Annotated in this window: 7 protein-coding genes and 1 pseudogene; 6 read left to right on the top strand and 2 right to left on the bottom strand. The window is 35.7% G+C overall.

Annotated elements, in window-relative coordinates:
* Positions 1–3002: Tn3 family transposase (locus FOT98_RS28220; protein ID WP_078387105.1), on the bottom strand; the 3002-nt coding region annotated here is incomplete at its 3' end.
* 2 nt (positions 3003–3004) lie between these two features.
* On the bottom strand, positions 3005–3631 hold the full coding sequence (locus tag FOT98_RS28215; RefSeq protein WP_000690663.1) for a recombinase family protein: 627 nt from the start codon (positions 3629–3631) through the stop codon (positions 3005–3007).
* A 392-nt stretch (positions 3632–4023) separates the two neighbouring features.
* Here FOT98_RS28215 and FOT98_RS28210 point away from each other — a divergent pair, with 392 nt between their 5' ends.
* From FOT98_RS28210 to FOT98_RS28185, 6 genes and pseudogenes are all read left to right on the top strand, one after another.
* The gene (locus tag FOT98_RS28210; protein ID WP_000820334.1) at positions 4024–4500 is read left to right on the top strand and encodes a DUF2975 domain-containing protein; all 477 of its coding nucleotides are present in this window, start codon (positions 4024–4026) and stop codon (positions 4498–4500) included.
* 9 nt (positions 4501–4509) lie between these two features.
* Complete coding sequence (locus FOT98_RS28205; protein WP_000974627.1) at positions 4510–4740, top strand: helix-turn-helix domain-containing protein; 231 nt, start codon at positions 4510–4512, stop codon at positions 4738–4740.
* A gap of 84 nt (positions 4741–4824) precedes the next feature.
* Entirely contained in the window at positions 4825–5556 is a 732-nt protein-coding gene (locus FOT98_RS28200) for an alpha/beta fold hydrolase (RefSeq protein WP_001040756.1), read from the top strand.
* Positions 5557–5775: 219 nt separating this feature from the next.
* Positions 5776–6280: pseudogene (locus tag FOT98_RS28195) on the top strand (DUF421 domain-containing protein).
* Positions 6281–6632: 352 nt separating this feature from the next.
* The gene (locus tag FOT98_RS28190; protein WP_000454745.1) at positions 6633–8126 is read left to right on the top strand and encodes a phospholipase D-like domain-containing protein; all 1494 of its coding nucleotides are present in this window, start codon (positions 6633–6635) and stop codon (positions 8124–8126) included.
* Positions 8127–8373: 247 nt separating this feature from the next.
* On the top strand, positions 8374–8922 hold the full coding sequence (locus tag FOT98_RS28185) for a DUF421 domain-containing protein (protein WP_002029079.1): 549 nt from the start codon (positions 8374–8376) through the stop codon (positions 8920–8922).
* Positions 8923–9199 lie beyond the last annotated feature (277 nt).

Genomic DNA, 9199 nt, shown 5'->3' with positions numbered 1-9199 from the left:
ATTGCATCCAAATCAACAGACTCTTGTTGTATATTAAACTCGTATCTTCCATAGAAGTTAATATGTTGCCATGCAACTGGGGATATTTTTTTCATAACATCCGAATCTAGAGCCTTTGTTTCTCTGTAAGCCAACATATTAGATAAAATACTGGCATTGTAATAAATAATGCAATTGGAGAGTAAGCGACTGCATTCGCCCCAAATATGTTGATCATTTTCATTTTTGAAACGTAATTTTCCAAAATTGGCAAAGGATACTGCTTTGCGTAATTTATGATAACTTTCCCCTCGATTTAATGCCTTTTGAACATTCCGGCGTAAAGGGGGAGAATCAATATAATCCAAAAAATATAGACTTCTTATGATGTTATCGTACTCCCATAAAGCACGTTTGGTTTTGTTCTTCCGTGCATAAGCGCTTAGCTTACCAATAATAATGCTTTGTGTGGTTGTTTTAACTGCAAGGGATAACATAATTCGTTGAATATTTTCCCATTCCTCTATAATAAGATTCGTATTAATCTTTCGAACTGGCTTGATCAGGTTATCTCCATATTGGCTTGGATGTTTGAATCCGTAAAGAGATTTGTTGACCTTATCGTGAATATCCTTGTAGCGAGGCGCAAACTGATAACCAAAAAAGTTCAGGATAGCAAAATTCACTTCATTGGTTCCATGTGTATCCGTGGAATGCACATCAGGCTGAATATCAGTTGTGTTGTTAAATAAAATATCAAATACATAATGACTTTCATGCTCATTGGCCCCAATAATTCGAGCATTAACAGGGATATGGTTGGCTACCATTGTGTAGGAAACAATCCCTTTACCAAGACCAAAGTATTTAGGTGAATGACGGGAATTAATGGTATTGATTCGAGTCTCAACTTTCTGCCCGTCACTACTAGAATGAATCGTCTCCCCAATGTCATAATGTTTAAAGATTGGGAGTTTGGCTATTGCATTACTGATACAATCATTCGCTTCTTTTAAAGTCTCCAGACGAATAAAGTTATCAGATGTGGCAGCCAGTAACGGATAGCTAATATCAGAAATTTCCCCCATTCTCCCTAACCCCATGTTGGTTCCCCAAGCAATCAGACAGGCGACAAGAATTCGATTGTCTTTATTCTGTTTGGCATAACGTCCCAAGATGTGCTCAAATGAGTCAAGGAATTGACAGTGCTGTTGAACAAAATGCAAGACACTCCTAATGTCTATTTGCTTTAATGTATCGTAGAATGAGTGATTAATAGATTCTGTGTCACGAGTATAAGGTAATGTCCATCGGGTATGTGAACCCCGTTTTTTGATTTGAAGATGCTCATTTTTCCCAGATGAAATACTCTGGTTAACTTTAGTAATGCGATCTTCTAATCGCTTCTCAAGCTCCACTAAATGACTATGAATGGGTTGGTTGAAAATCGTCAGACCAGTGTCAGCGATCAACATTTCTTTCTGTTCCCATTGACGATCATTGATCAGGTCATCCTCAAAACTGCGAAATCGGATACTATCACGACAAAAAATATCTCCTGCTTCCAAACGGTTGCGTAGGAGGCGATAGACTAAAAATTCATATCGATCTGCTAAAATTGTTTTTTGTTCATAGATATAACGCTTCACACCATCGGATATGAAACCATTTGGCAAATCATCTGAGTGATATTGTCCTAACGCTTTATTCTTATTAAAAGCAGTTTTCATAAAATTCACTGCTTTAATTAATGGATCATTTGGTGAAGGAGCTACGAAATCAACCTGCAAAAATATAGGTCTTAAATAACGTTTAAATCGTCGTGCCTGCTGACCAATATGTTCCCATTGGAAGGCAGTTTCATCATATTTTATATTTGTAGTAATCTGTTTGGCTACGGATTCCAGTTTCTGACGTTCCAAAATAGTAAATGCACGGTCTTGAATATCCCTAAAGGGAGTATTGGCAGGAATATGATCATCAGTGAATATTTTAAGCAGTTCCCCTGCTTTTTTGATGTCTTGATTACTCTCTGTATAGCACTCGTAAACTCGTTCTTTTGCTGCTAATTTAGCTTCATCTGCATACCCCCTTACACTATATATGAGGGTATTGATCAGGTTGTCATGCATCCGTTGATAACGATGGGATACAAAACATAACAAATAGACATAAACAATCCATACATTCAGCCGTTTGAGCTTGTAGACAGAGTAGTAACTTACTAATGAAGCATAGTACTTGATGCTTTCGTTGGAAATACCTAACTTTGGTAACAGTTCTTGAGCAAGGTAATATAAATGCTGTATTTGTTTACCACGATTCATTTCAAGCTTTATTTCAGTGGCGCTAAAGTCTTTCGGTTCGTGTTTCAGTAGTGTTATTTCATACAGCCCTGAAGAATCTTCAAGTAATCGATCTAAGGATTCCATATCATTCTGTTTTAGATGATCCTGCATCAATGAAATTAATCGGTTTTGCTCATGGGTTATTGCCTGTCCTGTCATATCTTGCATAAAACTATAGCCAGGAACAACAATGCAGTTTTCAGACAAATAATTCATGATTTCTCGAAAGATGTAAATCGGCTTACCACAAAACGCCGCAGACTTTTGAGCTTTTTCCTCCATCTTACGCCGTTCTTCGGCACCGCAACTGTGGTAGTTAAATAATTTAAGAATCAATTGTTGTTGTTTTAACCTAGTGGACTTATCAATTGAACTCAAGTCATCAATTTGACTGTTGTTGAAATGTTCCTTCAGAATATATTGAAGATCCTCTTCTACCTCATGGAGGTCAAATGTAAAAAATAGTTGTCTGGCTTTGAAATAACCCAGTTGTAAAACGAAATAAGCCTTAGATTTGACAGAACGCAATGTGTGTAGCAGCTCTTTCTCTGGCTGTGAAAGAGAAAAATAAGAACAGCGATCTTCGTATGAGAAACCTGGTCTGTCATAAATGATCTTTACTTCATCTTCGCTAAGAATCCTCAACCGTTTTTGGGTAGTTGTATTATTCTCCATATTCATATTCCAATCTCAAATTCCCTGACTACTTTATAAAATGAGTTCTTTTTCAACCCAAGTAAACACATGAACTCAACGCCCGTGATCTCTTTATTTTTCCACTTCGGATAGTGAGAATCTAATAATTGGCGCTGTTCATGGGAAAGGGTCCGTAAATTAAGCTTTGGTCGTCCCAAATGTCTACCTTGAGATTTGGCGAGCGCTATGCCTTCGGCTTGGCGCTGTTTGATTTTTTTTCGTTCTTGTTCGGCCACATAAGAGAGAAGGTTTAGAAACTGATCTTCCATTAACTTTCCGATATCTCCCATCTCTCTATATTTACGACTATCAAATAACGTTTCGTTTTCCAACACGACAATATCTGCTTGAATGTTCCTTGTAATGTGTTTCCATTCATAGATAATCCCTTCGTAATCCCTCCCCAATCGATCTAGGGCATCCAGATAAAGGAGATCCCCTTTCCGCAGGATACGCTTCATCGTCTGGTAGCTGGGGCGATTAAAGTCTTTTCCACTTTGTTTATCAACAAAGATCATTCGCTCTTCGATGCCTAAAGCTAACATTTTTTTGATTTGACGTTCTTCATTCTGATCTGTAGATGAAACGCGAACATAACCGATCTTCACAATGAACTTCCTCCAGAAGATATATTTTCTTCTACTATTTTACTATATTTAGTTTCTAAAGGTATGACGATTTTAGTAAACGTTTATAAAAATATTTTCATAGATTTATAAACGCAAGAACCACCCTTTATTAGACAGGTTTTAAAAGTACACCTTTATAAACAAAAAAGAACCCAAAGAATTGAGTGTGGAATTTTTGCTCCACGTACGGACCATTTAGTTGAACAAGAGATAAATTAAATAGCTAAGGATTGTGAAGTATTTTATAATGATGAATGCTTTTTATTTTAGTCTAAAAATAAGAATAAAAGGGGTTGTTTAAAAAAAACAATAATATATTGCATATGGATAATGATTTATTGTAAAACGATAAATAAGTGAGGTGCATTTTTATGAAACGAGGAACAACTGTTTTTTTAAAGATAGCTGTTTTTCTTATTGGGATTACGGTACTCGCCTTGTGTATATTTTGGTTGCCTTGGTTAGCAAATGATACGGCAGAAATGTTTCCGGAGTTTGCTTTTTTGCAATATCCTGTATTAATCGGTTTGTATGTAACTGTGATACCATTTTTCCTTGCTCTGTATCAAGCTTTAAAACTTTTAAACTACATTGAAAATAACAATGCTTTTTCGGAATTGTCTGTAAAGGTTTTGAAATATATAAAATACTGTGCAATTACAATCAGTATCTTATATTTGATAGGGACCATCGTTCTTATGTCTCAAAACGCCTTACACCCAGGAATAGCAATTATCGGATTAACAATTATTTTTACTTCTGTTGTTATTGCAGTCTTCACTGCGGTTCTTCAGAAATTATTAAAAAACGTTTTAGATATAAAATCAGAAAATGATTTTACGGTCTGAGGTGAAACAGTGGCAATTATAATCAATATCGATGTGATGTTAGCTAAAAGAAAAATGAGTGTAACAGAACTATCTGAAAGAGTTGGAATCACAATGGCTAACCTTTCTATTTTGAAAAATGGAAAGGCTAAAGCGATTCGATTATCAACTTTAGAAGCTATTTGTAAGGCATTGGACTGTCAACCTGGGGATATTCTTGAATATCAAAGTGACATTGACAATCAAGAATCAACCATTTGATAGTTTAAACACATTAAGAAGGAATGTCATAAAATTGTTGAATTTTAACTAATGATAGTTGGCTAAAAGAGAGGAATGGACTAAATGGCTAAAGAAATGTTTGTGCAAATAAGTGATTGTAAACTATATGCTAAATTGATAGGGGAAAATAATGGAAAACCAACAATAATAATGGACGCTGGATATGGAGACTTTTCCAAGGCTTGGGATTCAGTAATTGGGGATATTTCAATGCTCTCTAATGTTCTAATTTATGATAGAGCAGGACTTGGGAAAAGTGAAACAAGTTCAAACCCCAGAACCAGCCGTGAGATGGTAAAAGAATTGAAGGAACTTCTTATTGAAGCCAATATTAAACCTCCGTACATATTAGTTGGTCACTCATTTGGTGGAGTTAATATGCGGATATATGCAACTGAATATCATAATGAAGTTTGCGGACTTGTCTTAGTTGACTCTACGCCTGAAGATTACAGAGAAAGATTTCTCCCAACGATGTCACAAGATTTTCAACAAGCATACAACAAGCAATTTGTTTATGAAGGCAATTATGATGAATTTATGGAAAGTCTAAAGCAATTAAAAGAAACCAGACTTAAATTAAATGTCCCATTAATTGTTCTTTCAGCTGGTAAGAAAGCTCATTATTCAAAGGAATCACAAGAGTTATGGAATGACATGCAGAGAGAGATTCTTGAAATATCCTCAGATGGTGAATTGGTGATTGCTGAAAACAGTGCTCATTTTATACAAAATGATGAACCAGAAGTAGTAGTTAGTGCGATAAAAAAGCTAATTGACATTTTTAAAAATTAAATTGTGGAGGATAATACTTAAACCTTAAACTCCCTCAGTTTAATACGATTTTCTCCCAACCCAAATACTCGCTATCGGGGTGCGTTAGTTTATTAAGTAATTTTATGGAAGAGGTCAGAATTTAGTTATTCCATTAAATGGCGCTATTCTTGCATAAGGAAGCGCCTTTTAACGGGGATTTGTTTTTAGGGAGATCCCTTAATCCACCTTTTCGAGGGGATGGGCAAAAACACCCAAGTTATTTTTATCTATATTGTGTTTATTGTAGCAGTAAATATTTTAGGGAAATCAGCTCTAGCCCAACTTACCCCTCATGATTTTGGAGCGATTCTTTTTTTATCTTAATCGAAAGTTAAAGGAAAGTAGATATCCTTTACCTGAGCTGTTGTCTAATTTAAGAACAACAGGATATCCGGATATTCACGATAATGAATATGCGATTTTGGAAGCAACAGGTGAAATTAGCATTTTTCCAAGAAAAGAATTAGTTCCTATTACTCCAAAAGATTTACATATGAAAGTGGAATACCGCGGATTACCCATAGCCGTTGTCATTGAAGGGAAAGTGCAAAAGCGTAAATTAAAATTTATCAACAAAAATGAAAAGTGGTTAAAGGAAGAACTAAAGGCAAAGGGATATCTTCAAATCAAAGATTTTTTTTATGCTGCTGTTAGAGATACCGATCATTCATTAACCATTAACAAAAAAGATGTTAACGACTAATTTTAAGACGATTTCCTCCCAATATAAATTAATGTTTTCTCTTATTTACTTCTTATTGCATTTACCACTTTCATTTTCCAAATTTATAAAAAATTATACCTATATTTAGGAATTTACCAGATGGTAATTTTCAAAATCACTAAGTCTCTAGTTAGGACAGTGCCCAGATCATTACGCCTTTCTTGATGTCAGAACTTTCCCAACCTTAATTCTCTTTTTTTCGTTCTTAATATCTTATACAAGTTCTTATAAAGGTAGTCCATAATATATAACAGACAATCCCTTCATATTCCATACGTATACTGGTTACATAGTTTGTACATGTTAAGAGTAACAGAAGGAGGGATTCCAGTTGGAGTGGATTTTTTATCTATACCTGTTAAATACGTTCTTTATCTTATTCATAGCAATTTGGGAAGTTCGTCGGCCTGCCAAGGCTTTGAATTGGATAATAATCGTCCTTTTTTTACCTGTCATTGGTTTCTGGCTATATCTTAGCATATCAAACCCTAAGTTTATTCATCGAAAAAGATTGACCTGTTCTAAAAATGAATCTAACAAATTACCTGAGACATTCGGTGCTTCAGCATCGGTAATTGCCAATGCTTTACGGCATTTCACTGTGAATGGGCTTCGAATGGGCCAAGTCCAAGTGTTTAACAATGGGATAGCAAAATATGATCAACTCCTTGTATCCCTGCAAAAAGCCCAAGAAACCATTGATCTGGAATATTTCATCTATCGGAACGACCAAATTGGTAATCGAATCACAGAACTGCTAATCGAAAAAGCATTAAATGGAGTGCAGGTTCGTTTTATGAGAGATAGCTTGGGGAGTTATAAATTCCCGCGTGAAAAAATCCGGCAGATGGTTGAAGCAGGGATAGAATGCAGGACAATATTTCCTCTGCGATTTCCCTGGATTTTGTCCAATTGGAATTATCGGGATCATTGTAAGATTGTGACGATTGACAGAAAGGAATCCTTTACTGGCGGTATGAACGTTGGGTATGAATATACAGGATTAAAGCCAGACGTAGGATTTTGGAGGGACACTCATTTGCAAATTATAGGGGAAGCAACAGGCGACTTGCAGACTGTTTTTGATGTTCATTGGGAAATCGCTGTGCCGGAAAGGATAAAATCAAAAACAAATTTGAAAACAAAATCAGAGGTAACGAAAATCAATTCAATCGGCAGAGCAGATCATTCCAAATGGTCAGCCGAATTGGGATCAGAGTTGAGCACCCTTGATGATAAAAAAATGGACATATCCGGAAAAACTAGGACATTGCATAAAGCGTATATCCATACGTTGGAAGGAAACCCTGGAATTCCTACCCCAGTCATTCGGCAAGCTTACTTTATATGTATAACACAGGCGACCAAGACTATTGATTTAACAACACCCTATTTTGTACCAGAAACGGATATTATCATGGCATTAAAGACAGCAGTAACTCGTGGTGTCCGTGTAAGATTGCTGGTTCCTCGCCACAATAATCAAAAAATCGTGGGTCTTGCAAGCCGTACTTATTACGGAGAACTTATAGAAGCTGGAGTTCAAATCTACCAGTACGACAAAGGAATGATACATGCGAAGGTGTTGACCATCGATGAGGAGATTGCTGCCGTAGGCTCAGCAAACTATGATATGAGAAGTTTTCGCCTGAATTATGAGGTGTGTCAAGTCGTGTACAGTGCTGATGTGACAAGGGAACTCACAGAGCAGTTCGAGAGGGATCTTACTGATTCTGTACCATTAAGAATTGAAGACTTGGTGCAACGATCCCTGACCGAGCGCATTGTTGAACAGGGTGCTCGCGTGCTTTCTCCATTATTATAAGTTGAAAAAACCGGTATTATTTATCTTTCTGATTTTAATTAGCTTACATGTTGTAATATAAATATTTTAAAACATGAGGATTTTTGAAATCGAGTGAAATATAAAATGGAGGAATAAATTTTGGGTGAAGTTTTTTTGGGTTTACTGGCAATCAAAGTCATAGTAGGTTTTGCAACTTTATTTTTTATCATTATCATAACAGGCAGAACATCCATCTATCAGTTAAACCCCGTTTCACTTAGTTTTTGTGTTAGTACTTGGAGATTTTTTAGGAAATAACATTTATGAAGATAAGGTAGGGATTTTTCATTTTTTATATGCCATCGGATTGTGGACGTTTCTTATGTTGGGAATAGAGTTTATGACTCTAAAAAATAAATCGACACGTTCTCTCTTATTAGGCAATCCTAACATCATCATTCGAGATGGTGTTATGGACAGAAAGTTACTTACAAAGAACAAATTGGATGTAAATCAAGTATTGAGTATACTCCGTCAAAATAATGTCTTTTCAGTTCGCGAAGTCAAATACGGTATATTGGAAGCTAATGGGCAAATAAGTTTATTATTAAAATCCAAGTATCAAAAACCAGATCTCAATCTTCCAGAAAGTCCAGTAGACCTCCCAACATCGTTAATTATAGATGGGGAAATTTTATGGGATAATTTACATGAACTCGGATTTGATCAACAGTGGTTAGATAACCAATTAACTACCAATGGATATGATAATGTAAAGCGTATACTTTACGCAGATTGGCGAGAGCGTGAAGGCATACATGTAAGTCCTAAATAAAATTTGTTAGGATAAGAGCACATCAATTTTCTTGGTGAATATAAACTTTAGTCTTCAACAATCAGGCGCTTTAATGAAGTAACTAAAGCCTAATTTTTCACTTATAACACCGAGAAATTAGACTTTTTATATTTTGGTTTCCTTAACGTTGTAAATCCGCATTTTCCTGACGCTACCCCGTTATGAAAAAAATATCCCCAGTTGCATGGCAACATATTAACTTCTATGGAAGATACGAGTTTAATATACAACAAGAGTCTGTTGATTTGGATGCAAT

The organism is Bacillus sp. HY001, from assembly GCF_007558965.1.
GTDB lineage: Bacteria > Bacillota > Bacilli > Bacillales > Bacillaceae_G > Bacillus_A > Bacillus_A mobilis.
This window is presented reverse-complemented; position numbering and strand designations above follow the sequence as displayed.